Annotated in this window: 22 protein-coding genes and 1 pseudogene; 12 read left to right on the top strand and 11 right to left on the bottom strand. The window is 72.9% G+C overall.

Annotation, left to right across the window (positions count from 1 at the left end; genetic code table 11):
- The first annotated feature begins 4 nt into the window (after window positions 1-4).
- Genes IEY82_RS33045 through IEY82_RS33010 form a run of 8 tightly spaced genes read left to right on the top strand, consistent with a single transcriptional unit; the run spans window position 5 to window position 6997 of the window.
- Window positions 5-214: a hypothetical protein gene (locus IEY82_RS33045; protein ID WP_189128198.1), complete on the top strand. Its 210-nt coding sequence runs from the start codon at window positions 5-7 to the stop codon at window positions 212-214.
- A gap of 32 nt (window positions 215-246) precedes the next feature.
- The gene (locus IEY82_RS33040; protein WP_189128197.1) at window positions 247-444 is read left to right on the top strand and encodes a hypothetical protein; all 198 of its coding nucleotides are present in this window, start codon (window positions 247-249) and stop codon (window positions 442-444) included.
- On the top strand, window positions 444-905 hold the full coding sequence (locus tag IEY82_RS33035; RefSeq protein ID WP_229697759.1) for a glutamyl-tRNA reductase: 462 nt from the start codon (window positions 444-446) through the stop codon (window positions 903-905). The genes IEY82_RS33040 and IEY82_RS33035 overlap by 1 nt, the downstream gene beginning before the upstream one ends.
- Window positions 902-1630, top strand: coding sequence for a maleate cis-trans isomerase family protein (locus tag IEY82_RS33030; RefSeq protein WP_189128195.1), 729 nt, complete (start codon window positions 902-904; stop codon window positions 1628-1630). The genes IEY82_RS33035 and IEY82_RS33030 overlap by 4 nt, the downstream gene beginning before the upstream one ends.
- A complete protein-coding gene (locus tag IEY82_RS33025; RefSeq protein WP_189128194.1) occupies window positions 1627-2817 on the top strand; it encodes an FAD-dependent oxidoreductase in 1191 nt (396 codons plus the stop codon). The genes IEY82_RS33030 and IEY82_RS33025 overlap by 4 nt, the downstream gene beginning before the upstream one ends.
- Before the next feature lies 1 nt (window position 2818).
- Entirely contained in the window at window positions 2819-3619 is an 801-nt protein-coding gene (locus tag IEY82_RS33020) for an aspartate/glutamate racemase family protein (protein ID WP_189128193.1), read from the top strand.
- A gap of 3 nt (window positions 3620-3622) precedes the next feature.
- The gene (gene hemB, locus IEY82_RS33015) at window positions 3623-4600 is read left to right on the top strand and encodes a porphobilinogen synthase (protein WP_225263275.1); all 978 of its coding nucleotides are present in this window, start codon (window positions 3623-3625) and stop codon (window positions 4598-4600) included.
- Window positions 4601-4639: 39 nt separating this feature from the next.
- Window positions 4640-6997 (top strand): RNA polymerase sigma factor, encoded by a 2358-nt coding sequence (locus IEY82_RS33010; protein WP_189128192.1) that lies wholly within the window; start codon window positions 4640-4642, stop codon window positions 6995-6997.
- Window positions 6998-7092: 95 nt separating this feature from the next.
- On the opposite strand, the gene IEY82_RS33005 is transcribed toward IEY82_RS33010, so the two are convergent.
- The 4 genes from IEY82_RS33005 to IEY82_RS32990 all read right to left on the bottom strand — a co-directional run bounded on the left by IEY82_RS33005 (window position 7093) and on the right by IEY82_RS32990 (window position 11348).
- Window positions 7093-9015, bottom strand: a complete 1923-nt coding sequence (locus IEY82_RS33005) for a Xaa-Pro dipeptidyl-peptidase (RefSeq protein ID WP_225263274.1) — start codon at window positions 9013-9015, stop codon at window positions 7093-7095.
- 137 nt (window positions 9016-9152) lie between these two features.
- Window positions 9153-9893: a hypothetical protein gene (locus IEY82_RS33000; protein WP_189128191.1), complete on the bottom strand. Its 741-nt coding sequence runs from the start codon at window positions 9891-9893 to the stop codon at window positions 9153-9155.
- A 51-nt stretch (window positions 9894-9944) separates the two neighbouring features.
- Window positions 9945-10580, bottom strand: coding sequence for a class I SAM-dependent methyltransferase (locus IEY82_RS32995; RefSeq protein WP_189128190.1), 636 nt, complete (start codon window positions 10578-10580; stop codon window positions 9945-9947).
- Window positions 10581-10799: 219 nt separating this feature from the next.
- Window positions 10800-11348 carry a YybH family protein gene (locus tag IEY82_RS32990; RefSeq protein WP_189128189.1) on the bottom strand — a complete coding sequence of 183 codons (549 nt, stop codon included), beginning with the start codon at window positions 11346-11348 and terminating at the stop codon, window positions 10800-10802.
- Between the two features lie 396 nt (window positions 11349-11744).
- On the opposite strand from IEY82_RS32990, the pseudogene IEY82_RS39595 reads away from it, so the two are divergent.
- A pseudogene (locus IEY82_RS39595) lies at window positions 11745-11882 on the top strand (hypothetical protein); the annotation flags it as partial.
- Here IEY82_RS39595 and IEY82_RS39590 read toward each other — a convergent pair.
- From IEY82_RS39590 to IEY82_RS32975, 3 genes are read right to left on the bottom strand one after another with little or no spacing between them, the layout of a single operon-like run.
- Window positions 11846-12937 carry a glycosyltransferase family 2 protein gene (locus IEY82_RS39590; protein WP_225263272.1) on the bottom strand — a complete coding sequence of 364 codons (1092 nt, stop codon included), beginning with the start codon at window positions 12935-12937 and terminating at the stop codon, window positions 11846-11848. The pseudogene IEY82_RS39595 and the gene IEY82_RS39590 sit on opposite strands and share 37 nt — an antisense overlap.
- On the bottom strand, window positions 12937-13947 hold the full coding sequence (locus IEY82_RS32980) for an iron-containing redox enzyme family protein (protein WP_225263271.1): 1011 nt from the start codon (window positions 13945-13947) through the stop codon (window positions 12937-12939). Before IEY82_RS32980 ends, IEY82_RS39590 begins: the two co-directional genes overlap by 1 nt.
- 8 nt (window positions 13948-13955) lie before the next feature.
- Window positions 13956-14684: a class I SAM-dependent DNA methyltransferase gene (locus IEY82_RS32975; protein ID WP_189128187.1), complete on the bottom strand. Its 729-nt coding sequence runs from the start codon at window positions 14682-14684 to the stop codon at window positions 13956-13958.
- 192 nt (window positions 14685-14876) lie between these two features.
- On the opposite strand from IEY82_RS32975, the gene IEY82_RS32970 reads away from it, so the two are divergent.
- Complete coding sequence (locus IEY82_RS32970) at window positions 14877-15179, top strand: hypothetical protein (protein ID WP_189128186.1); 303 nt, start codon at window positions 14877-14879, stop codon at window positions 15177-15179.
- A 43-nt stretch (window positions 15180-15222) separates the two neighbouring features.
- Here IEY82_RS32970 and IEY82_RS32965 read toward each other — a convergent pair whose 3' ends face one another.
- From IEY82_RS32965 to IEY82_RS32955, 3 genes are all read right to left on the bottom strand, one after another.
- Window positions 15223-15915: an N-acetylmannosamine-6-phosphate 2-epimerase gene (locus IEY82_RS32965; protein ID WP_225263270.1), complete on the bottom strand. Its 693-nt coding sequence runs from the start codon at window positions 15913-15915 to the stop codon at window positions 15223-15225.
- 166 nt (window positions 15916-16081) lie between these two features.
- The gene (locus IEY82_RS32960) at window positions 16082-16567 is read right to left on the bottom strand and encodes a GNAT family N-acetyltransferase (RefSeq protein ID WP_189128184.1); all 486 of its coding nucleotides are present in this window, start codon (window positions 16565-16567) and stop codon (window positions 16082-16084) included.
- A gap of 124 nt (window positions 16568-16691) precedes the next feature.
- Window positions 16692-16961 (bottom strand): dsRBD fold-containing protein, encoded by a 270-nt coding sequence (locus tag IEY82_RS32955; RefSeq protein WP_225263269.1) that lies wholly within the window; start codon window positions 16959-16961, stop codon window positions 16692-16694.
- Window positions 16962-17200: 239 nt separating this feature from the next.
- Here IEY82_RS32955 and IEY82_RS32950 point away from each other — a divergent pair, with 239 nt between their 5' ends.
- Together IEY82_RS32950 and IEY82_RS32945 are read left to right on the top strand one after the other, a co-directional pair.
- Entirely contained in the window at window positions 17201-17416 is a 216-nt protein-coding gene (locus IEY82_RS32950; protein WP_189128182.1) for a hypothetical protein, read from the top strand.
- Window positions 17413-19551: a peptidase domain-containing ABC transporter gene (locus IEY82_RS32945; protein WP_189128181.1), complete on the top strand. Its 2139-nt coding sequence runs from the start codon at window positions 17413-17415 to the stop codon at window positions 19549-19551. The genes IEY82_RS32950 and IEY82_RS32945 overlap by 4 nt, the downstream gene beginning before the upstream one ends.
- 78 nt (window positions 19552-19629) lie before the next feature.
- Here IEY82_RS32945 and IEY82_RS32940 read toward each other — a convergent pair whose 3' ends face one another.
- Window positions 19630-23529 carry a S8 family serine peptidase gene (locus IEY82_RS32940; RefSeq protein WP_189128180.1) on the bottom strand — a complete coding sequence of 1300 codons (3900 nt, stop codon included), beginning with the start codon at window positions 23527-23529 and terminating at the stop codon, window positions 19630-19632.
- Between the last annotated feature and the right edge of the window lie 75 nt (window positions 23530-23604).

The raw sequence follows: 23604 nt of genomic DNA, 5'->3' as shown, positions 1-23604 counted from the left end.
GGCCATGCTCGCCGACGACCTCCGCAGGCCGTACCAGCACCCCTACGCCGTGACCGCACGCGGCGAACGGCCCGCACCGACCCCCACTTCGAGCGACGACCACCCGAGAACCGCCGCCTCCGCCGAACGCACCGTGCACCGGCTGCACCACATCAGGCAGGTGTCCGACCAGGCCATCAGCGTGATCGACCAGGTGCTCGAGCAGGCGTCTTGATCACCCCCAGAACCCCCAGCGGGAGGAACCCCATGGTCACCATCAAGGTCGAATGCCCGGCGAACGTGAACACCGACCGTCAACGGGAATTCGCGGACACCGTGATCGGGGCCGCAGTGGACATGCTCGGCGTCGAACGCACGGGGGTGCGGCTCGACCTCACCGACGAGGACGAGAAGCGGGCCCGTCGCGAAGCGGCGTTCTGGGCCGCGGCCTGGTCGGGTTGCTGATGACCGCCGACCTCATCCCTCCTCCCGTCCTGGGGGGCAGGCGCCGGTACATGGGGATCGGCCCGGCTCCCGGCCCGCGCGGTGGGCGCGGCAGGATCACCACGGTTCCCGTCCCGCGCAACGGGCACGCGGCCGTCACCACCGTCCCCGGCCCGCGCGGCGGGCGCGGCACGATCACGGCACCTGCCACGCCGAGGGTGGCGCCCGTCGTGACGGCGCTGCGGCGCAAGGCGGCGGCCGTGGCCGACGCGGAGCTGGGCCGGCTCGCCTCCCGGGCGCCCGGACTGGACGACTCCGCGCGCGACGAGGTCAGGGACACCGTCCAGCGCGTGGTCGAGGCGTTCCTGGACGGGCCTATCACCCGCGTCACCCGCCACGCGGACTCCCCGCTGGGCGACCGGTACGCCGACGCCCTGCGCACGCTGTTCGCACTCGAAGGTCAGCCCGGAGGGACGGCATGAGGCGAGGCAGAGTGGGCGTGATCGTGCCGCCCGCGAACCCGGCGGCGGAGCCCGAGCTGGCACGCCTGCTCGGATCCCGCGCGGACATGCACGTCACCCGCTTCCCCGTACGGCCGGGACTGGGCCTGGCCGAACGGCTGGAGAGCTACAACGAGGCGCTGCCCGCGATGATCTGCTCCTTCGGCAACCTGCCGCTGGACGCGATCGTCATGCTCTGCAGCGGCTCGCGCTACCTGCTCGGCCCCGACGAGGACCGGTTCCGGTGCGACGAGCTGAGCAGGAGGTTCGGGATCCCGTTCGCCTCGGCGACGATGGCCACGCTGGAGGCCATCGAGCAGGTGGGCGCCGACGAGATCATCCTCGTCTCGCCGTACCAGCCGTGGCTGACCGAGCTCGCCGAACGGTTCTGGAAGTCGGCCGGCGTGAACATCAGCCGGGTGGTGCCGGTGCGGGCGCAGGGCATGTTCGCGCCCTACTCCGTCACCCCGGCCGAGCTGGTCGAGCAGGTGGGCCAGGCGTGCCTGCCGCACGACGCCGTGGTGCTGATCACCGGCACCGGGATGCTCACGCTGCCCACGCTGGTGTCCATCGGCGCCGGCAACGACCGGATCCTGCTCACCTCCAACCTGTGCAGCGCCTGGTGGGCGCTGTCCAGGGCGACGGGCCAGCCGATCCGGCTGGGCCGGGTGCCGCACCGCCCGGCGGCCCAGGGGCAGCGGTCATGAACGGCGTCGTCGTGGTCGGCGCGGGCCCGGTCGGGCTGGCGGCGGCGCTCACCCTGGCCAGGGCCGGCGTGCCGGTCACCGTCCTGGAACGCGAGCCGGGGCTGGCCTCCCAGTCCCGCGCCTCCACCTTCCACCCGGCCACGCTCGACCTGCTGGACGACCTCGGCGTCGCCGAGCAGCTCATCTCCCGCGGCCGGATCGTGGAACGCGTCCAGTGGCGCGACCGGGCCGGCAGCGTGCTGGCCGAGATGGGGATGGGCAGCCTGGACGGGCTGACCCGGCACCCGTTCCGGCTGCACGCCGAGCAGTCCTCGCTCACCCCGCTGCTGCTGGCGGCGCTGTCCGACTGTCCGGAGGCGGACGTGCGGTTCGGCACGCGCGTGGACGGAGTGGCCGAGGGCGGCACCGGGGTGCGGATCCGCATCGGTCACACCTGGACCCGGGCCAAGTACGTGATCGCCGCGGACGGGGCGCACAGCACCGTGCGCAGGTCGCTCGGGCTGCCGTTCCCCCGCTCCAGCTATCCCACCCAGGCGCTGCGCGTCTTCACCGACTCACCGCTCGACCAGCTGCTGCCCCGCCTGGCGCCGCTCACGTACGTGCGCGACGTCGGCCAGTCCTGCAGCCTGCTGGCGCTGCGCGACCACTGGCGGATCGTCGTCAGGATCCCGTGCGACGCCCGCGACCCGCTGTCCGCCGCCAACGTCTCCGAGCTGGTACGCCGGGCGCTTCCCGGAGTCCGCCGGCCGGTGCGCGTCATCGGCGCCGACAGGTACGGCCTGGCCCGGGGCGTGCTGTCGTCCTACCGGTGCGGTCGCGTGCTGTTCGCCGGCGACGCGGCGCACCTCACCTCCACCGCCGGCGGGCTCAACATGAACGCCGGCATCCACGACGCCGTCGACCTCGGTCACGTGCTCGCCAACGTGCTCGGCGGCCGGGCCGGCGTCGACGCGCTCGACGCCTGGGCCTGGCGGCGGCGGGCCGTGCTGCTCGAACGGGTGATCCCGCGCAGCGAGGCGCGCGTCGCCGGCGTACAGGACCGCAACACCGCCAAGCTGGCCGCGGCGATGGCGGGGCTGCGCGCGATCGCGGGCGACCCGGAGGCCACCCGCGTCTACCTGGCACAGGCGTCGATGCTCGACACCGTCCCCCACTCGTTCACCTCCCCAGCGGTGAGGCACAGCTGACATGCGCATCTGGTTCCAGAAACACACCGTCGAAGGCCGCTCCGCGCTCCTGGACAAGTTGTACGCCGAGCACCTGGCCCTGGTCACCTCTCCCGGCACCACCGTGGAGATCCACACGCTCCCCCCGGAGACGTACGGCACGGCGTTACCCGAGCACCTGGTCGGTTACGGGCAGCTCGGACTGCTCTTCGGCCACTATTTCGCGCAGACGGCCGTGGCCGCCGAGCGGGCGGGTTGCACCGCGTGGATCAGCGGGGCCGGGCAGGATCCGGGTCTGGCGGTGGCCCGCTCGCGGGTCTCGATCCCCGTCGTCGGCTACGGCGACGCGGTGTGGCAGGCGGCCAGGATGGAGCGCCACCGGCTGGGCGTGATCGGCTTCATCCCCGACCTGGCCGAGCCCATCACCGAGAACATCCGCGCGGCGGGCGCCGAGCTGGCCTCCTATCAGGTCGTCGAGAACGGCACGGCGCTGGTCGAACGCGCGTTGGCACACGACTTCGGGCCGCTCGTGGACGCCTATTCCGCGGCCGCGCGGCGGGCAGCGGAGGCGGGGGCGCAGTGGCTGGTGCCGGCGGAGGGCATCCCCAACGTGATCCTGGTCCACCTGCGCATCCACGAGTTCCACGGCCTGCCGGTGATCGACCCCGGCGGGTTGGCGATCAAGACCGCTGAGCACCTGTGCGGCTTGCGGGCACTGAACATCACGGCGCGCGCCAACGCCGGCTACTGGTTCCGGCTGCCGCCCGCAGCCGCTGTCGAACATGCCGAGCGGGTTCTGCTCGGCAAGGTGATCGGAGGCTGAATCGTGAGTTATCCCGCAGACCGACCTCGCCGCCTGCGGCGTACCAACGCCCTGCGCGGCCTGGTCGCGGAGACCCGGCTGCATCCGGCGGACCTGGTGCAGCCCCTGTTCGTCCGCGAGGGGCTGGACGAGCCCAGGCCGATCGCCTGCATGCCCGGCCAGGTCCAGCACACCCGCGACAGCGTGCGCAAGGCGGCCGCGGCCGCGGCGCGGGCCGGCGTCGGCGGGCTGCTGGTCTTCGGCATCCCGGAGGCCAAGGACCGCGACGGGCGCGGCGCCTGGGACGAGCACGGCATCACGCAGCTGGCCCTGGCCGACATCGCCGCCGAGGTGGGCGACGAGACGGTGGTGATCGGCGACGTCAACCTGGACGAGTACACCGAGCACGGGCACGTCGGCGTGCTCGACGCCGGCGGCGACGTGGACAACGACGCCACGCTGCGCGCCTACGCCGAGGTCGCGGTCGCCCAGGCCACGGCCGGGGCCCACATGGTCGCGCCGAGCGGCATGATGGACGGCCAGGTCGGCGCGATCAGGGCGGCGCTCGACCGGGCCGGGCACCAGCGGGTGCCGATCCTGGCCTACGCCGCCAAGTACGACTCCGCCTTCTACGGCCCGTTCCGCGACGCCGTCGAGTCCCGCCTGGTCGGCACCCGCTCGACGCACCAGCAGGATCCCGCCAACCTGCGCGAGTCGTTGCGCGAGGTGCTGCTGGACGTGGAGGAGGGCGCCGACATGGTGATGGTCAAGCCGGCCGGGCTCTACCTCGACGTGGTGCGCAGGGTCGCCGACCTGGTCAACGTGCCGGTGGTGGCCTACCAGGTCTCGGGCGAGTACGCGGCGATCGAGGCGGCCGCCGAGCGCGGCTGGCTCAACCGCGACCGCGCGATCCGGGAGAGCCTGGTCGCGATCCGCCGGGCCGGGGCGGGCAGCGTGGTGACCTACTGGGCCACCGAGGTCGCCGAGCAGCTACCGGGCTGACTCGCGAGGCAGCACACAGCGGAAGGAGATGGGACTCGGATGTGGCGAACCCTGTCGGAGGACGCTCGCGAAGCCGTTCGCGAGCTGTGCGACGGCTACGGGCCCCATCTCTACGACTACTGCCGGACGGAGCTCGCCTCGAGCGACGCCGAGCTGGCCGTGGCGGGAGCGCTGCTGTCGGCGCAGGCCCGCGCAGACCGGGTGGAGCAGTCGTCCCTGCTGCGCCCCTGGCTGTACGCGCTGGCCCGCGCGCACCGCACCTATCTGGCCACTCCCACCAGCGTCGGCTCGTGGTCGCGGCCGGGCAGGATGTCGGACCTGCTGCCCGAGGCCCTGCGCGCCCTCGACCCGCCGCACAGGGAGCTCCTCGACCTGTCCGTACGGCACGGCCTGACCAGCGCGGAGATCGCGGTGATCTTCGACGTGGGCCCGGACGAGGTCGAGACCATCGTGCTGGAGGCGGCCGACGGGCTGGAGGAGTGGTTCGCCGCCGTCATCGCCGCGAGGACCCGCCATGGGTGCGCGGCGTTGGAGTCCCGGGTGACGGACTGGGCCTCCACGCCGGGCAGGCGGACCCGCGCGCGGATCAGCCGTCACATCGCGCACTGCGGCGCCTGCCGGCGGGCGCCGCGCACGATGGTGGCCGACACCCTGCTCCGGCAGATGCCGATCGCGCCCGCGCCGAGCACGCTCGGCGAGCAGCTGGCCTGGGCACTGCCGCTGCCCGGTGAGGCCGGAATGTGGCGCGACGACGGATTCCCCACCCAGGTGCGCGGCCTGACGGAGCCCGCGCCACCCCCGATCTCCTCGGTCCCCGGCCCCACGACGGGGACCAGGGGGAGTTCCGGGCCGGTGGCGGGCGCGGCCGCCGCCGGCCCGGAGCACACCGACGACCTGGCCGCGCATCGCACCACCAGCCGGCACGCCCGGCCAGGTCCGCCCGACCAGGGACCGGCCTCGGACGACGAGGCCCTGGTCACGACCAGGCCGATCCGCAGGGCGGCACCGGCCGACCGGGGCCGAGGGCCCATCCTGGCCGCTCCCGTCCATCTCCCCGACGACGTCACCGAGCTCGCCGACCCCGTCCAGCCCACCGACCCCACCGACCCCACCGCCCCCGCCGACCCTGTCCACACCGGCGTCTCCGGTCTCTCCGGCTCGGAGGCCGCGGCCCGAACGGGCACCGGAGCCGCGAACGGCATCGTCGTTCCGGCTTCCACGGTGCCCGGCCCTGACTGGGCCATCGTCCGACGCGCCCGCGGAGGCGTGCCGTACCGGAACCTTCCAGCGGCGTCCGCTCACGACCGGAGCACCAGCGGCCCGGCCGGTCACGAGAGGGACCCCTCACGCCGGGCCGAAGGTGGCCCGCCATGGGAGCACCACACGGACGATGGCCCACTGGGAAAGGTCGTGTACGCGCCGGCGGCGCGGATCCGGGCCACGGCCGAGGACCTGACACCGGCTCGCGAGGCCGGCGGCGAGCCGGTCTGGGCGCGCGGCCGGGAGAGCGAACCACCGTGGACCGGCGGGAGCGAGAGCGGTCCGGCCTGGGTGCCCGGCGGGCAGGTGGTGGAGCTGCGGGTCGGGCGGGACGAGTTCTGGCAGAACCGCCCCGACGAGGCCGAACCCGAGCCGGCGATCACGATCAGGACGGTGGCCCGCGTCGGGCTGTTCGTCGGCGTCGGCATCCTGGTCGCGGGCCTGGCCTGGTCGGGGCTCAACGCCCGCCAGCGGATGACCGTGATCTCCGAGATGTCCGCGCCGGGGCCGGTGGTGACGCCGGTGCCCGGCGGCCGTCCCTCGCCCCAGGCGGCGGTGCCCGTGCCCCCGCCGGGCGACGCCGCGACGCCCGCCGCGAGCCCGGCGGAGAGCTCGAACGTCGGCCCGACCGTGGCCGGCACCATGAGCCCGGCGGAACCGTCCGGGGAACGCGCGACGGGCGCGTCACGGCCGAGCGAGACGGGGACGACCCACCGGTCACCGGTCAGGCAGGCGGTCCTGCCCCGCCCGAAGGCCCCGGTGGCGTCGCTGACGCCCGCCTCGATCAGTCTGGACACCCGGCGCACCGGCTCGTTCGCGCTCGCCTGCAAGGGCGGCGCCTGCCGCGTCACGTCCGTCACCGGCTCGCGCGGCATCGCCGTGTCCGGCAGGTCGTTCCGGGTGAAGGCGCCCGCCTCCCGTCCCGACTGCCCCGGCCCGGCGGTCACCGGGTCCGGCACGATCACCGTCCGCTGGCAGGGCACGGCCAGGGGCGACGGCCGGACGACCGCGGGCACCACCACCGGCGGGGGCACGCTCAAGCTCCGCGTGACGTGGAAGGTGCCGAGAGATCCGGGCCCGTACGTGCAGGACGGCGAGGGTGGCGGCACCTGGACCAACTGCGGCTGGTACCAGTGAGGAGGGGCCCAGGACAGGACCGCCGGGTGGTGGTCGGCGTGGCAACCACCCGGCGGTCCGGCACGTCCTCAGGCCGGCCGGCCGGCCGGCACCGGTCAGAAGAAGCTGAACTCCGGCTCCGGCTCCGGCAGCCACAGCCGCTCGGGGCCACGGAAGGCGCCCTGGTCCTTCGGCACGTCCACCAGCGGCGTGCCCAGCACGAACGGCACCGAGACGCTGCTCCGGGCGAGGTCGACCGTGACGTTCGCGCCGGTGCCGGTCTCGCTGGTGTAGGTCCCGTCGGTGCCCGCGATCACCAGGGCGAGGCGGTGCCCCTTGGCGAAGGTGTAGTCGTGCGGCAACGTCTCCCACCTGACCGTGCCGTACGTCCCGACGGGCAGCGGAGCGGGCGCGCTGAGCGAGTCGCGGTTGCGCACGTCGATCCAGCCGCGGGCGACGATCTCGGCGGGCCGGTCGGCCACGTTGGTGACGACCTTGCGGTAGCAGGCGTCGTCGGCGGCCGTGCTCTCGCCGTGGCAGTCCTCCTCGGCGACGGTGGTGATGCCCTGGCCGCGCCGCCAGTCGACGCGGGTGGCGTCGCCGAAGTCGACGAGCAGGGCCGTCAGGTTGGCCGTGGGCTGGTCGAGCTTGACCCTCAGGTCCGCCGTGGGCGTGCCCGACAGTCGCAGGCTGAGCGGGAGCGGCCCGGTGGTGAAGGCCACGCGGCCCGGGTCGGCCGTGCCCACGTTCGCGATCATGTCCGACTCCGACATCCGCACGTCGGCGAACGACGCGGTCGCGCCCTTGGCGGCCGGCTTCAGCCCGAGCGAGCCGTCGGCGGCCGGACGCAACCGGAGCTTGGCCGCGTACGGCGCCGGCCAGTCGCGCTGCGTGATCCACTGCGTCGGCCCCACCTGCACGTCGGCGCGCGGCTCGTTCATGATGCCGTTGCGCACGCCGTGCAGCCAGTGGTCGAACCAGCGGTGCAGCGTGTCGACCCACAGGTCCCTGCGGCCCTCGAAGTCGAACGGGTCCACGTGCTGGTACTGGCCGACCCAGATCTTGCGCGGCACGTTCCGCTTGGCCAGCGCCTGCCACCAGGTGGAGAAGTTGTCCGGCTTGACGTTCAGGTCGTTGCTGGTGTGGGCCACGAAGACGCTGGCCCTGACCTTCGAGACGTCGCCCAGCAGGCCGGAGATGTAGTCGCGCTCGGCCCAGAAGGCGTTGTGGTCGCCGGTGTCGTCGCCGTCCTCGGCGTCCATGCGGTCGCGTACGGCCTGGCATTTGGCCTGCGGATCGGTGTCGATGTAGTCGGCCAGCCAGGAGGCGTAGTCGTAGTTGTAGACCACGCCGTTCGAGCGCTGGTACTTGTACCAGGAGCTGATCGCCGAGATGGGCACGATCGTCTCCAGCCCGCGCACCCCGGTGGCGGCGACGGCGTTGGCCAGCGTGCCGTCGTAGGACTTGCCGATCATCGCGGCCTTGCCGGTGGTCCAGTCGGCCACGGCCGGGCCGCCGTCGGCGCGGAACGCCGGGGCGCGGCCGTTCAGCCAGTCGATGACCGCCTTGCCGCCCAGCACGTCGGCCTTGCCGCCGATGTCGGGGCAGCCGTCGGACTTGGTGGTGCCGAGCATGTCGACGTTGAGGACGGCGTAGCCACGGGGCACGAAGAAGTTGTCGTAGTACAACGGAAATTTCGTGACATTCCCGTTGGCGTCGTAGACCTTCCGCTCCCCCTCGTTACCGCGTCCGGAGTTGTCGTAGTAGGGGCTCTCATCGATGATCACCGGCACCTTGAGCCCGGGGCCGGACTCCTTGGGCCGGATGATGTCGACGCGGACCCTGTCCAGCCGGCCGTCGGCGTCGCTGTCGACGGTGGACTCGACGTAGACGTGCTCGCGGACGGCGTCCGCGTAGGAGAAGACCGGTTGGGTGCGGTTGTTCTCGACGGTGATGACGGGCCCCACGGCCGCGTGGGCGGGGGCCGCCATCGCCACCGTGAGGGCGACGGCGAAGAGGGCCGGGCGTAATTGTGGCACGCGTGTCCTCCGTGGCAGATGATCGCAAAGGTAATCGCAATCTCTCAGACGCCCGGTGGCCTGACAAGCGCCTTGACCCCGCCCTCCCGCGGGCCGGGGCGCGGCCCGGCCCGCGGGAGGCCGCGGTCCCGCGCCGGTCAGCCCGGGAAGGCCAGGGTGTCCCGCCGTTCGTCCACGGGTGGCTCGGGCTCTCGCCGACCCCGCCTGGACAGCCGCGACGCGGCCAGCGCCAGCAGCGCCCCACCGGCGGCGGCGATCAGCAACGCGTACCCCGGAACCCCGCTCTGCCCGCCCGGCGGAGAAGCCGCGACGGCCGGGGCGGCAGGCGCCGTCGCGGGCGGGGCTGCCGGCCCGGCGGCCGGCGCGGTGGCCTGCGTGCCGGCCGATGGCACGGCGGCGGCCTTGGGAGGCTGCCCGTCGCGCGAGAACCCCGGCGGCCGGATGTCACCCCAGTAGTCCTTGCCCACCCGCATCACCACGTCGCCGGTCACCGGTCGCACCTCCAGGCCGCCCGGGACGCTGAGCGTGCCCACGAGATAGGGCTCGAACCGGCCCTGGACGCCCTCGACGCGCCACGATCCCTCGGGCACGGCGATCGCGGTGACGTAGTGACCGCGTTCGGGCAGCGGGGTGCCGCGGAAGGTCAGCTCCTTACCGCCGTCGCCGGTGAGCCGCAAGCCCGTCTCGCCCAGGTCGCCCTCATAGGGGTGGCTGCCGTGCTGGAGCACCCAGAACCCGAGCGTGTACGTCGTGCCGGGGGCGAACCGCTCGGGCATCGGGTCGAGATAGGTCACCGCCCAGTTGCCGGCGGCCGAGACCGGGAGCGCCCCGGCGGCCAGCGCGGCAACCGCGACCAGGATGGTCACAATCCTCTTCATCACACACCTCCGGTGTTGGTACACCGGAGAGGCGGCGCGGGTTCCCGGGGGTCAGCGGTGGGCGCGGCCGAGGATGTGGGTCATGGAGGGGGAGCCGGGCGCCGGGCGGAAGACGAAGCGGTCGTTCGCCTCGATCGTGAACCCGGCGTCGCGGATGGCGGCCGTGGTGTCGCGGTTGGGGCGGCAGCCACCGCACAACCGCCACCACAGCGGGGTGACGAGGTGCTCCAGGGTGGCCCGGACCCGCCTGCCGGAGCGTACGTGCTCGAAGAAGCGCAGCTCACCGCCCGGCCGCAGGACACGGCGCAGCTCGGCGAGCGCGGCGGCCTGGGACTCCACGGAGCAGAGCACCAGCGAGACCACGGCGGCGTCGAACGTCGCGTCGTCGAACGGCAGCTCGCCCGCGTGCCCGGCGACGACCTGGACCGGCACCGGCGAGGTGGGCGCGGCCCGCTCGGCCAGGCCGCGCAGCACGTCCTCCGGCTCGACGGCGACGACCTCCCGGACCTCCGCGGGATAGTGGGGGAAGTTGAGGCCGTTGCCCGCCCCTACCTCCACCACCCGCCCGGACAGCCCGGACAGCAGCCGATCGCGGTGCCCGGCCATGCCGAACCGTTCGGCCTGGCCGCTCATCCGTTCGTACATCCGAGCGAACCGAGGATGCTGATAGCGCGAGAGGTCCCCCATGCGGCCACACTAGGTCGCGCGTGGCCCGGGTGCGTGTCCCGTCGCGGTGGCGCCCGGTGGGGCGCCGTTCACAAGCGCGACCCCGGCCGCCCTCGGCGTCGACGGTCTCGTCGCGAGCTTTCACCGTCTGTGCCGTGGTCGCGGCCGGGGTGGCCCCTGATCTCGCTCGTCCTCGTCCCGGGCGTGCTCGCCGGGCATGACCTGGGCTCCGGGCCCCGGTCAGGAGGAGTCGTTGTTCATGTAGCGGTCGATCTTCCACTCGTTGCCGGTCTTCTTGAGGATGAAGAACTCCCTCATCTTCTGGCCGTCCTTCTCGCTGGACGCGCGGACGAAGGCCCAGTCACCGGCCGCGGCCGCCTCCTCGATCTTGTGCGTCGCGGTGTCCTTCTCCTTCAGCATCTCCTTGTAGAGCTTGGTCAGCGCGTCCGTGCCCTCCGCGGTCGCCATGCCCTGGACGGCGGCGAGCCCTTCCGGGGTGTACGCGGCGACGGCCTTGTCCGCGTCACCGGCCTTGAGGGCGTCGAAGTATCCCTGGACGGCGGCCTTCGGTGAGCCCTGCTCGGCGCTCTCCGTGGCCCCCGGGCTCATCTCCGAGCCGGTGGGCAGGGGGCTCATCTCGTTTTCGGGCGGCATCGGGCTCGTGGTCTCGGTCGGCGGACTGGCCACGCCCATGGCGGACGTACTGCCTCCGGCCGCGCACCCCGCCAGTAGGGCAGGAACGACGACGGCCGCCAGCAGGAGCGATTTGCGGTGGAAGTTCTGGTGCATGCCCGCTTGATGCCCAGGCGATCTCCACCCGAATGCCCACTTGTCCAGTCCGGACGCGCCCTTTACGGAGCTAAGGGGCATCGAGGTCGGGCACTAGAACTCCGTGACGATCTCCGCAGGCGGGTATACATGGCCGCTTTGATGACCCATGGGGAGGACGCAGCGCCGTTCGGAGTCGACGCTGCGGCAGCGCTGGGCGTCCTCGCGTTGCGGCAGCGGTTGGGGCTCGTTGCTCAACTTCGACTCGACCTCAGGCACCCCGAGGACGTTACGTTGGGACCACGAAGGGGTGGTCGCGATCTGATCACGATCGGACCTCTGAACGATCTCACGCCGTCCAGTGAAGCGTGACCGTGAGCAAGTTTTCCGGTTGCCTCCCAGGGCAGGTGGCGGCGCATGCCTGCCCAGAACGATCCTCCCGAGGACGACACGGTCGTGACGGTGACGGCCTGCGAGGACGGCCCGCTGCTCGTGCGGGGCCGGTTCGCGCTGCTGACTCAGGACGGCGTGCCGATCGATCCCGGCAGGGCCACGGTGGCGCTGTGCCGGTGCGGCCGGTCGTCGGTCAAGCCGTTCTGCGACGGCTCGCACAAGGTGGTGGGCTTCCGGGCCGCGAGCGAGCCCGGCCCGCCGGCCTGACGCCGGCGTTCGCGCAGCCGGCGCGGCGAGTGGGCGGCCGTGCCGAGCCTGCGGCCCGCGTACCGCACTCCCCCGGTCAGCGCCGCCCCCACGGCCAGCCAGCTGCAGGTGGCCCGTTCCAGCACCCAGACCGGGGCGAACAGCGACGCGCTGCCCGGGAAGACCCGCCGCCCGCCTGCCCGCCGCCGCCCCGCCTCGGCCAGGCCCACGGCCAGGCCGGCGCCCGCCAGCAACGCCCTCCACCGCCCCCGCGCCAGCCCCGCGGTCACGGCGGGCAGCACGGCCAGGAACAGCCCCATCCGCATCGGCTGTGCCAGGTCGTCGTAGGCCTGCCGGACCCGCTGCGACCAGAACCGCCTCGCGTCGCACGGCAGCCGCCGGACGTAGAGGCCGGGGTCGTGGACCTCGATCCCGTCGTGGGCGCGGACGGTGCGGATCAGCTCCAGGTTCTCGAACAGCACGTCGCCGTCGTAACCGCCCATCCGCAGGAAGAACTCCCGGCGCAGGCCGAACGTCCCCGGATAGTCGGCGCCCAGCCCCCGGTTGAGCAGCGTGCGGGCGGTGTCCCAGCGGGCGTGCCAGGGCGCCGGGTCGAAGTAGTTCTGCGGCCGGACCAGGTCGGCCCCGGCCAGCAGCGCGTGCATCCGGCGCAGTCCCGCCACGTCGTAGCGGACGTCGTCGTCGGCGATCACCACGCGGTCGGCGCGGGCCAGCCGCAGCCCGGTGGTGACGCCGGCCACCTTGCCGTTGGCGAAGCGGAGGCCGGCGTCGGGAGGCACGTGCAGGGCCAGGCCGCGCCAGTGGCGGGCGTGCCGCTCGAACAGCCCGGCGGGGCTGCCGTCCACGACGACGACCCGCACGTGACGGGCCAGGCCGCGCAGGTAGACGGTGAGCTCGTCCAGCCCCGAGTCGTCGTCCCAGCGCAGCGGCAGGACATAGTCGAGGTCCATCACACCGGGCTCGACGCGACGCTGTCACCGGCCAGCGAGGTCCGGCCCCGCTCCCAGCGGGGCATGACGTGACCGGCCCACAGCCGTTCCAGGGTCAGCGCGCAGGCCGCGCCCCACAGCAGGACGCCGGTCTGCTCGGGGTGCTCCGTCGCGAACCCGACGCACATGTCGTGCACGGCGATCTGCTCGTGCACCGCGTCGGCCTGCACGTGCTCGTCGTAGAAGCGGGTGGCCACGGCGTCGCCGCCGAGCCGCCGCAGGCCCATGGCGTAGCGGCGGTTGGGCTGCGAGGACGTCATCTCCAGGGCCGCCAGATGGCCGAGCGCGGCGCCGCGCAGCCTGCGGTGCAGCCCGAACAGCGACATGGCGTTGGAGATCGCCAGCGTGATGGGCGGCACCCGGCCGAGGTAGGCGCCGTAGGAGTCGTCCAGGCCGAGGTGGCGCATGGTGCCGCGGAACAGCTCGGCGTGCATGCGCTCGCGCCGGCCGCCGCCGTACTCGTCGGCCTGGATCTCCACCAGCGCGGCCTTGGGGCCGCCCCGCAGTCGCGGGATCACCCAGGTGTGCGGGTCGGCCTCCTTGAGGTGGTAGATCGACCGGTGGACGACGAACTCGCGGAACTGCTCCAGGGTGGCCTCGCGCCGCATGAACGCCGACACCGACGGCCCGTCGGCGGCGGCGGCCAGCTCGTTCAGCCTCCGCCGCACATCGCGCGGCCCCACCGGCTCCGGCCAGGGCACGGCCCGCGCCAGCGCCTCCTCGAAGGCCCGCTCCAGCATCGCGCGAACCCGCAGCAGGGACGGCTCCCACTCCCAGCGGTCGTCCACGTCGTCGAACCCCTGGTAGTGCAGCTCGTAGCAGGCGAACAGGGCGAGCTGCAGATCGGGATCCTCCAGGTCGGGCGCCGCGGACGGGAGGGGCGGCGCGGTGGCGCCGGGTGCCTCGCGAAGCCGTTCGAACAGGTGCGCGGTGATGGGACCGCGGGCCTCAGGCAGGCGTATCGGAATCACTCCCAAGGTCAGAGCCGGTAGACCGACACGTGTGCGGTGCTGGCATCGGTGAACGCGGCGCCGTCCCAGTCGGACCAGCGGTGCTCCAGCTCCATGCCGGCCAGGCGGGCCATCAGGTCGAGCTCGGCCGGCCAGGCGTAGCGGTGGTTGGCCGGCAACAGGCGTACCCCTTCGGCGGTCATCCTGACCTTCGTGGTGCGCATCAGCTGCTCGGCCGGGAACACCTGCGCGGCCTCGGCGACGACCACGTCCTCGCTCATCGACAGCAGCCGCAGCGCCGAGCCGTCCTGGAAGGCGTTCAGATTGGGCACCCAGGCCTCGACCACGAACCTGCCGCCGGGCCGCAGATGCTCGGCCGCGTTGCGGAAGCATCTGACCTGGTCGTCCTGCGACGGCAGGGCGTAGATCGTGTTGGCCGCCAGGAGCACCAGCCCGAACCGGCCCTTCACCGTGGTGGCGGAGAAGTCGCCCACGATCACCGCGATGTCCTCGCCGCCCGGCTTGGCCCGCAGCACCTCCACCATCTCCGGCGACCCGTCGATCCCCGCCACGCCGAGCCCACGCGCCGCCAGGGGCAGCGCCAGGCGGCCGGTGCCGATGCCGAACTCCAGCACGGGGCCGTCGCCGGCCAGCTCGTGCAGCCGCTCGACCGCGCGTTCGGTGGGCAGCTCGCGCACGGTCGCGTCGTAGATGTCGGCGATGCTCCGCCCGTAGGCGGAGGCGTCGAACGCCGGCATGGCACACCCCCCGGTTCGTGAGTTTCCGCAGTGGATGCCCGGGGGCGAAGTGCCTAAACGAGCACGTCGGGCGCTCGCGTCCGGGGCGAGAACCGGGTTCCGGGACGGACGCCGTCAAGACCCGGCAAAACGGCCTGAGGCTCGGTTACCGGCCTCCACCTCGGGTAACAGCACCTCACCAAGGGGGAAATCATGATCAAAATGCTGCACAAGATGGGCATCAAGTCCCAGCACGCCTACATTGCCGGCGCCGCCTCGATCGGCTTTTCCATCGCGTCGTGGATGGTGTCCAGGAACGCCAAGGGCTCGGCTCTCGAGCGGGCCGACCATTGGGGCATCTTCGTCGGCGAGTGGGCGCCCACGTTCTTCGCCCTGGGGGTGGCGCTGCGCATCGAGGAGACGCACCGCGACCTCGAGCAGGAGCAGGAGCAGGACGCCGACATGCTCCGGCGTTCGACCGCCGGGGTCAAGCAGCCTGCGCACTCCAGGTCCTAGGACGACGGCGGCGCCTCGGCGAGGCGCCGCCCGGTCCGCCTCCCTATCCGGCGGCCTCGATGACGGTGGCGGCAGGAGTGACCCGGGCGAGCCGGCCGGTGATGGCGATCGGGTCGCTGATGGCGTCACCCACGACCACCGACCAGGCGCCGGCCGCGAACGCCTGACGTACCTGGTCCTCGGTGCGGTAACGGCCCTCGGCGACGACCCGTACGCCGCGCGCGGCGAGCGCGCCCACCAGGTCGAGATCGGGCTCACCGGGCGTGGGCAACTGGCGGGCGGTGTAGCCGGACAGCGTGGTGCCGATGACGTCGGCGCCTGCCGCCCAGGCCTTCAGGCCCTCCTCGACCGTGGAGACGTCGGCCATCACCGGCCGGTCGAACTTGCGCCGGACGGCGGCCACCAGGTCGGGGCCCGACGGCGACTCGGCGGTGACGTCGATCGCGACGATGTCGGCCCCGGCCTCCACGAGCCCGGCGGCCAGACGCAGCGTCGGCGTGATGAGGTGCCGGTGCGCGAAGGGCACCCTGTGCTGGCCGATCACCGGCAGACCGGTGCGCTCGCGCACCGCCAGGACGTCCTCGGGCGTGTCGATCCGCAGCCCGGCGGCGCCGCCGAGCTCGGCGCACTCGGCGAGCCTGGCCACCATCCCGGTGTCGCGCAGCGGGTGATCCTCCGGCACCTGGCAGGAGACGACGAGCCCGCCGCCGATCCTGTCGAGCTGGTAGCCGCTCACGCGGCGGCACCCTGGTACGCCCATCGTCGGACTCTCATCCACGCATCCCAGGTCGTATGAACAGTTGATCAGATCGGTATAGCCCAAACCTGGCTTACGGTCAAGATCGCATACCCGAAACCCTGCCCGGACCACGCCGGCCGGGGGCCCCGGCGCTCCCGCGCGCTCACGACCGCCGCGACGCGCCGCTCCCGAGCCGCCGGAGCGGCTCGTCGGTCAGCCTGAACGTGGTCCACTCGTCCATCGGACCGGCGCCGAGCGACCGGTAGAAGGCGATGGCCGGCTCGTTCCAGTCGAGGACCGACCATTCGAGCCGCTGGTATCCGCGCTCGACGCAGATCCGGGCCAGCTCCGTCAGCAGCGCTCTGCCGTGCCCGCCGCCCCGCCGGTCCGGCCGGACGTACAGGTCCTCCAGGTAGATGCCGTGCGTGCCGCGCCACGTGGAGTAGTTGAGGAACCACATGGCGAACCCGGCCACCTCTCCCCCGTCCTCGGCGATGTGCGCGAAGACGGCGGGCGCGTCGCCGAAGAGCGTGTCGCGCAACTGCTCCTCGGTGACCTGGACCTCCTGCGGAGCCTTCTCGTATTCGGCCAGGTCATGGATCAGTTCGAGGATCAGGGGGACGTCGTCGGGGGTGGCGATGCGAATCATGCGCTCAGGGTAGGGGACCTTCGCCACCTGTCCGTACGGGGTCCGCGAGAAGACGAGCGCTCCCGCGGACCCCGTCCGGACGGCGATCCGTCCGTGCCGGAGGCGCGGCCGCCCCCTGCCGTGATCAGGCCAGCCCCACCCCCGAGCCGGATCTCGCGTTGCGCACCACGTCCTGGTCGGCCACCCCGAGCAGCTGCCGGGTGAGGTCGTCCAGCGCCCGGGCGGCGGCGAGTTCGTCACCGATTCCCGCGGCCGGCGGGTCGTGCGGGTTGCGGTGCGCCTCGCCGTAGCCGGTCAGCTGCGCGTCGGCCGGAGTCGCGAGAGTGGCCTGCGCGGTCGTGGTGTCGTCGTTCTCGGATATGTCGATCTGAACGTCCCAGTGTTTCTCGTTCACGATCTTCACCTCCTCCAATCCCTCGTTCTCCCCCTACCCATCACCAGGCCGGGAACCCGGCCCGTCCTCCGGCAGGCGGAGTCCGGGGCTCAGGTGGTTCCCAACTGACTTCCAAGAGGCCGTTCCTAGCCTTCTCCAAGGCCGGGGCCGATTCGGAGCCTCGGCGACCGGCGTTCGACCCGAGGCCGGGCGAACCGGGCAGGGTCGCGGAGACGCGGCGGGAAGGAACGGCACTGGACGTGGCCGGCCACGAGGCCCCTCAGGCGCACGACGCCCCCGGGCGGCACGGCGTCTACCGGGAGGAGGCGCTGCGCGGCCGCGACGGCGCCCACACCGGCGACCGCCTGTCGCTGGTGATCAGGACACCCTCGTTCCTGCTGCTGTGGGTGGCGGTGGCGGTCATCGCGGCGGGCGCGGCCGTGCTGACCGCGGTGATTTTGGAGACGGTCCGATGATGCGCCGCGTCCCCGTCCTGCTGCAGAACACCGACACCGAGTGCGGCGCGGCCTGCCTGGCCATGGTGCTCTGCCACCACGGCCAGCGCACCACCCTGCTCCAGGTGGCCGAACGGCTCCAGGTCGGCAGGGACGGCCTGAGCGCCAAGGCCATCGTGGACGGCGCCCGCGAGCACGGCCTGAAGGCGCGGGCCTTCTCCCTCGCGCCCGAGGACCTGGCGCGGGTGCCGCTTCCCGCGATCGCGCACTGGGAGTTCAGGCACTTCGTGGTGGTCGAACGCTGGTCGCCCGACCGGGTGGACGTCGTCGACCCGAGCCAGGGCCGTCGCCGGCTCACCGCCGAGGAGTTCAGCGCCGGGTTCACCGGCGTGCTGCTGGTCTTCGAACCCGGCGAGGGATTCCACCGGGGCACGACCTCGATGGCCAGCGCCTGGCGCCGCGAGTTCCTCCGCACCCTGTTCCGGCGCCGTCGCGGCCTGCTCGCGCAGGTCATCGCCGCCTCGCTGCTGCTGCAGTTGCTCGGGCTGGCGCTGCCGCTGTTCTCCGAGCTGCTGATCGACACCATCGTCCCCGCGCGGGGCGCGGAGCTCCTGTCGCTGCTGGGCGTCGCCGTGCTGCTGGCGGGCGCGGCCCAGCTGGTGATCGGTTACCTGCGGGCGGCGCTGCTCGTCGCCGTACGCGCCCGGGCCGACCAGGAGCTCACCGAGGGGGTGGTCGGTCACCTGGTGGCCCTGCCCTACCGCTACTTCACCCAGCGCGGCAAGGGCGACCTGGTCACCCGCGCCGCCGGCGTCTCGTCCCTGGGCGACATCCTCACCGGCCAGGTCGTGGCGGCGCTGCTCGACGGCCCGCTGGCCGTGGGCTACCTCGTCCTCGTCCACCTCTGGGACCCCGTCTTCGGGCTGGCGCTGACCGGCGTCGCCCTCCTCCAGACGGTGCTGCTGCTGGCCACCACCAACCGCATCGCCCTGCTCACCCGGCAGGAGCTGACCGCGCTGTCCGCCTCGCAGAGCAGCCTCATCCAGGCGATCACCGGCATCGAGACGCTCAAGGCGTCGGGCGCCGAGAAACGGGCGGTGGAACAGTGGTCGGGCCACTTCGCCAAACAGCTCAACGCCGACGTGCGCAGCGGCCTCACCAGGGGTTTCCTGGAGGCCTCGCTGTCCGCGATCCGGGTGGTGGCGCCGCTCGGGCTGCTGTGGCTCGGCGCCTGGCGGGTGCTGGACGGCGAGCTCACCATGGGCGAGCTGATCGCGCTCAACGCCATCGCGCTCGGCGCCCTGACCCCGCTGAGCTCACTGATGACCGGCCTGCAGAGCCTGCAGCAGGCCGGCGCGCACTTCGACCGGCTGTCGGACATCCTGGCCTCCGAGCCCGAGCCGAGCGACGGCATCGAGGTGCTCCGGCTCCGCGGCGCCGTGGAGCTGCGCGGCGTGAGCTTCCGGCACGGCCCCCGCGGCCCGTGGACCGTGCGGGGCGTCTCGGTCGCCATCCGGCCCGGCCAGAAGGTCGCCCTCGTGGGCGCCTCCGGCTCGGGCAAGAGCACCCTCGCCAGACTGCTGCTCGCGCTGCACCTGCCCACCGAGGGTGAGATCCGCTACGACGGCGTCCCCGCCGCCGAGCTGAACCTGCGCACCCTGCGCCGCCAGTTCGGCGTGGTCACCCAGGACCCCTCCCTGTTCAACGGCTCGATCAGGGAGAACATCGCGATGAACGACCCCGGCGCGTCACTCCGGCGGGTCGTCTCGGCGGCCCGGCTGGCCGGGCTGCACGACGAGATCGCGGCGATGCCGATGGGCTACGAGACCGTGCTCACCGACGGCGGCGGGCTGTCCGGCGGCCAGCGGCAGCGGCTCGCCCTGGCCCGCGCCGTGCTGTCACGGCCCAAGGTGCTGCTGCTGGACGAGGCCACCAGCAACCTCGACAGCGCCACCGAGGCGGTCATCGAGGCCAACCTGAGCCGCCTCGTCCAGACCCGGATCGTCATCGCCCACCGGCTCAGCACGGTCCGCGACGCCGACCTGATCCTCGTCATCGACTCGGGACGGGTCGTGCAACGCGGCACCCACGCCGAACTCATGGCCCTGGGCGGCAGGTACGCCGACCTGGTCGCCGCCCAGACCGTACAGGACTGACGCGCGTCACGGAGCCGGCCGCTGGACGCCCCCTCCAAGGGGATGGGGAGCGCCTTCGGGCGCCCCCCATCCCCCTGTTCACTTGACCTTGTAGGCGTCGACGATGGTCTGCCGCACCGAGTTGCCCGCGGAGTCCGCCGCCTCGGTCCTGATGCTGACCGTCCCCGGGGTGTCGGGGTGCCTGGTCACCACCCGATGCGTGGTGCCGAGGCCCGGTACGACGACGGCCGGAGTCCAGTGCGCGCCCTGGTCGGCGGACGTCCACACACGGAGCCTGGTCGAGCGGCCCACGCCGCCCTTGGCGTCGAAGGTGAAGGTGAACGGCCGGCCCGCCCGTACGGTGTCGTCCGCCGGCAGGCCGAGCCGGTGGACGAGCTGGATGAGCGGCAGCTCGGCGCACGGGTTCCGGTCGCCGAACAGCTTGCCGTCCAGGCAGGGGAAGGAGGGCTTGCCGGCCGCCGGGCGGGCGGAGCGGAACGTCCAGCTGGTGTCGACGCTGGTGCCGCCGTGCCGGCCGGTGAAGCCGTCCTTGAACACGTTGGTCAGCCGGTAGACGCCCTCGCCGGCGGGGACCGTGTAGTAGGGCAGGCCGAGCTGGTCGGTCTCGGGCGTCAGCTCCCGGTCACCGCTGAACAGGCGGGTCTCCTCGGTGCCCGGCGCCCCCTGGTAGGAGTGGCTCGGATCGGAGGCGTCGGCGTAGTAGCCCAGGCCCGCGGCGCTGAGCGTGCGCAGGCGCAGCCGGTCGCCCTGCCGGCAGGTGTCGCAGAAGAGCGCGAGATCGAAGTTGGCCGGCGTGTCAGGGCCGACCGCGGCGCGGGAGGGCACCAGCGGCTCGTTCCAGTGCTCCGTCTCCCGCACGGGCCGTGGGAACCCGCGGTTGGACGTGGCGATCCGCATGGCCTCGGCGGCCCCGGTGTCGCTGAACTGGTAGCCGCGCTGCCACAGCAGGTCCGGAGCGAGGACGCTGTAGTACTCGGTGCGACTGGCGGGGATGGCGAAGTTGATCGACGCCCGGTAGCTCAGGTTCACGCCGGGACCGAAGTGGTGGTTGACCTCCGAGGCGTTGGTGCCGGGGCCGTGCCTGCCCGCCGGAGGGGCGAACTGGGCGTGGTAGGTGGTGTCGATCTGCGCGAGCTCGCTCGGCTTGACGGTGAAGCTCAGGTTGCCGGGGACGCCGCCGCGCAACCAGGAGGCGAGCTTGTACTCGTACGGATTGGTCAGCTCGGCCTTCAGGTCGGCCCGCAGGGACGACTTACCCGCCAGGGCCGCCTCCACGCGGGCGATGTCGGCCTTGCCGAGAGAGATGACCGGGATCTTGGCGTGGTCCACGTACGGTTCGACGGACATCACCCGTCCCATGTGGCTGCCCGCGAGCACGCCCGCGGCGCCGGCGGCCACCGCCGCGTCCACGCCCGCGAGGAACTCCTCGGGAGCCTCGCCGGTGACGTAGGCCAGCTTCCCCCGCAGGTTCCCTCCCCTGGCCAGGGTGAGGCGGCGATCGGTGGCGAACTTGGGCATGGCGTCGAGCCGGTCGGTCGCGTAGTAGGGGTCCAGTTCCTGTCCCGCCACGGTCAACCGGACCTGTGCGGCGCGGCGGATCTGGTCGAGGTTCAGCACGGCGCCGCCCAGCGACGGGGCCCTGGTGGGCGAGACGAAGAAGCCGCTCGGCCGGACGCCCTCGTAGACCGTGATGAGACCGCTGTGCGTCTGGCGTCCGGACGCGGCCGACTGGGTGTACATCATGTTGAAGCCGTTCGCCTCTGACGGCCGCGGCGTGGCGAACTGGATCGGCTTGGTGCCGCTCCAGTCGAAGGTGACGGTGGCGTCGCCGTCGAGGCGCAGCTCCGGCTCGATCATGAGATGGTGCTGCGGCTCACGGTCCGGGACCGCGAAACCCAGCACCTGAGTGATCGCCGAGTAGACACCGCCGTGCGGCAGCCTGACGTCCTGCTCCCAGGTGTTGTCCGTGTCGGTGGCCCGCCACTGTCCGCCCTGGAACTCGAGCGGCTCGCCGTCCAGGAGCGGATCGGTGTCGTTCATCCGGGAGAAGGAGACGGTCGGATACATCCTGGACCACTTCGGGTCGCCGACCAGCCTGACCTTCAGGGTGTTGTACCTGGCCCCCTTGTGGAAGGCGATCGGCGCGGTCAGCCGTTCGGTGCCGCCGCTCGCCGTCAGCCTGCCCGCGTACCAACCGGCGGCGCCGACGGTGGGCTCGATGGTGAGCCGGGCTTCGGCGGTGCCGCCCGCCGGGATGGTCAGCGACGACGGCGTGACCGTCGCCATCCCGTCGGGGGCCGCGGCGTCGCCGTGCGCGAGCGCCACCGACAGGGCCAGGGTGACGGACTCCTCGCCGGTGTTGCGGTAGGTCACCCTCCTGGTCAGCGTCTGGCCGTCGTACGGCTCGACGAACTTGGCCGACACCTCCGACAGGTCGCCGAAGACGTGCTGGGTGACCGCCCTGCCCACGTCCAGCCGTCCGGCGCCCAGGTCGTACGGACTGCCTTCGAGGGGTTGAGCGGTGGCGACCAGCGCGGTCTTGAGCTGCTCCGGGGTCCAGCCGGGGTGTTTGGCGGCCATGATGCCGGCGGCGGCGGCCACGTGCGGCGTGGCCATCGAGGTGCCGGAGGCCGCGGTGTAGTGGTCGTCGACCGGTCCGCCCATCGCGGTGCCCGCGGCGCGGGCCGCGATGATCCGCACGCCCGGAGCGGTGATCTCCGGCTTGATCGTCGGGACGTCCCCCACGCGCGGGCCGCGGCTGGAGAAGTCGGCGACCCGGTCCGCGCCGTCCACCGCGCCCACGGTGAGCGCGGCCGTCGCCGCGCCGGGGGCCGCCACCGTCGAGCGATCCGGGCCCGAGTTGCCCGCCGCCACGACGAAGAGCGTGCCGTGCTCGGCGGTGAGCTCGTTCGCCGCCTGGCTCAGCGGGTCGGTGCCGTCGGTGGGGCTCCCGCCCAGGCTCATGCTGACCACCCGGACGCGGCGGGTCTCCGCCTGCCACTGCATCGCGGCGATGATCTCGGACGTCTGCCCGCTGCCGGAGTCGTCCAGCGCCTTGGCGATGCTCAGCCGGGCGCCCGGGGCCACGCCCTTGTACCTGCCGCCGGAGGCCGCGCCGCTGCCCGCGACGATGGCGGCCACATGGGTGCCGTGCCCGTGCCGGTCGGTGACCACGTCGGGATCACCCCCGCCGGGATTGCCCTCGGGCACGAAGTTGCGCACGGCGGCGATCCTGTCCCGCAGGTCGGGGTGCTTGTCGTCGACGCCGGTGTCGATGATCCCCACCTCGGCGCCGGTGCCGTCGAACCCGGCGGCCCAGGCGGTGGGAGCGCCGATCTGCGGGTTGCTCACGTCGTCGAGGGTCTTGACCCTGGCGTCGAGCCAGACCTTGCGCAGGCCGGCCCCCAGGGCGGGATCGGCGGTCGCCGGCCGTCCCTTGGCGATCGACGGCGCCTCGCCGCGGATCGACTCCCAGAAGGCGCCCGCCTGCTCCTTGTCCACCTTGAGCGCGGCGCCGTCGATGCTCTTCAGCACCAGCGGATCCTGGCCGCCCTTCAGCGCGCGGACCTTACCCGCGATCTCGGAGTCCTTCACCTGGTCCTGGTACTGGACGATCAGGCCGAGGTCGCCTCCCTTCGCACCGCCGCCGGCCGCGAGGGAGTCGAGGTTGAACAGCTCCTTGTCCAGCAGACCAGCGCCCACGTACGGCTGGACGTCGCTCGGGAACACGTAGTAGCCCCGCTTGTCCTGCTGGGCCCGGTAGGTGAGGGTCTCGCGGCCGGGGGCGAGGTCCACGGTCACCGAGGCGCGGCCCGAGCCGTCCCTGGCGTAGACGACGGTGTCCCCGGTCAGCAGCGTGAGCCTGACCGGGGACATGACGACGGATGACGGTTTCACGGCCGGGGCGGGCGGCGCCGCCGACGCGCCCTCGCTGACCACGGCCAGCGGCACGACCGCCAGCAGCAAAGCTCCGAGCACACGTAACCTGGGGGATTGCACCATCTGCGGGACAGCCTCCGAACACTGCGGCGCCCCGGCCGATCACCGGCCGAA

Source organism: Nonomuraea cavernae, from assembly GCF_014646355.1.
GTDB lineage: Bacteria > Actinomycetota > Actinomycetes > Streptosporangiales > Streptosporangiaceae > Nonomuraea > Nonomuraea cavernae.
This window is presented reverse-complemented; position numbering and strand designations above follow the sequence as displayed.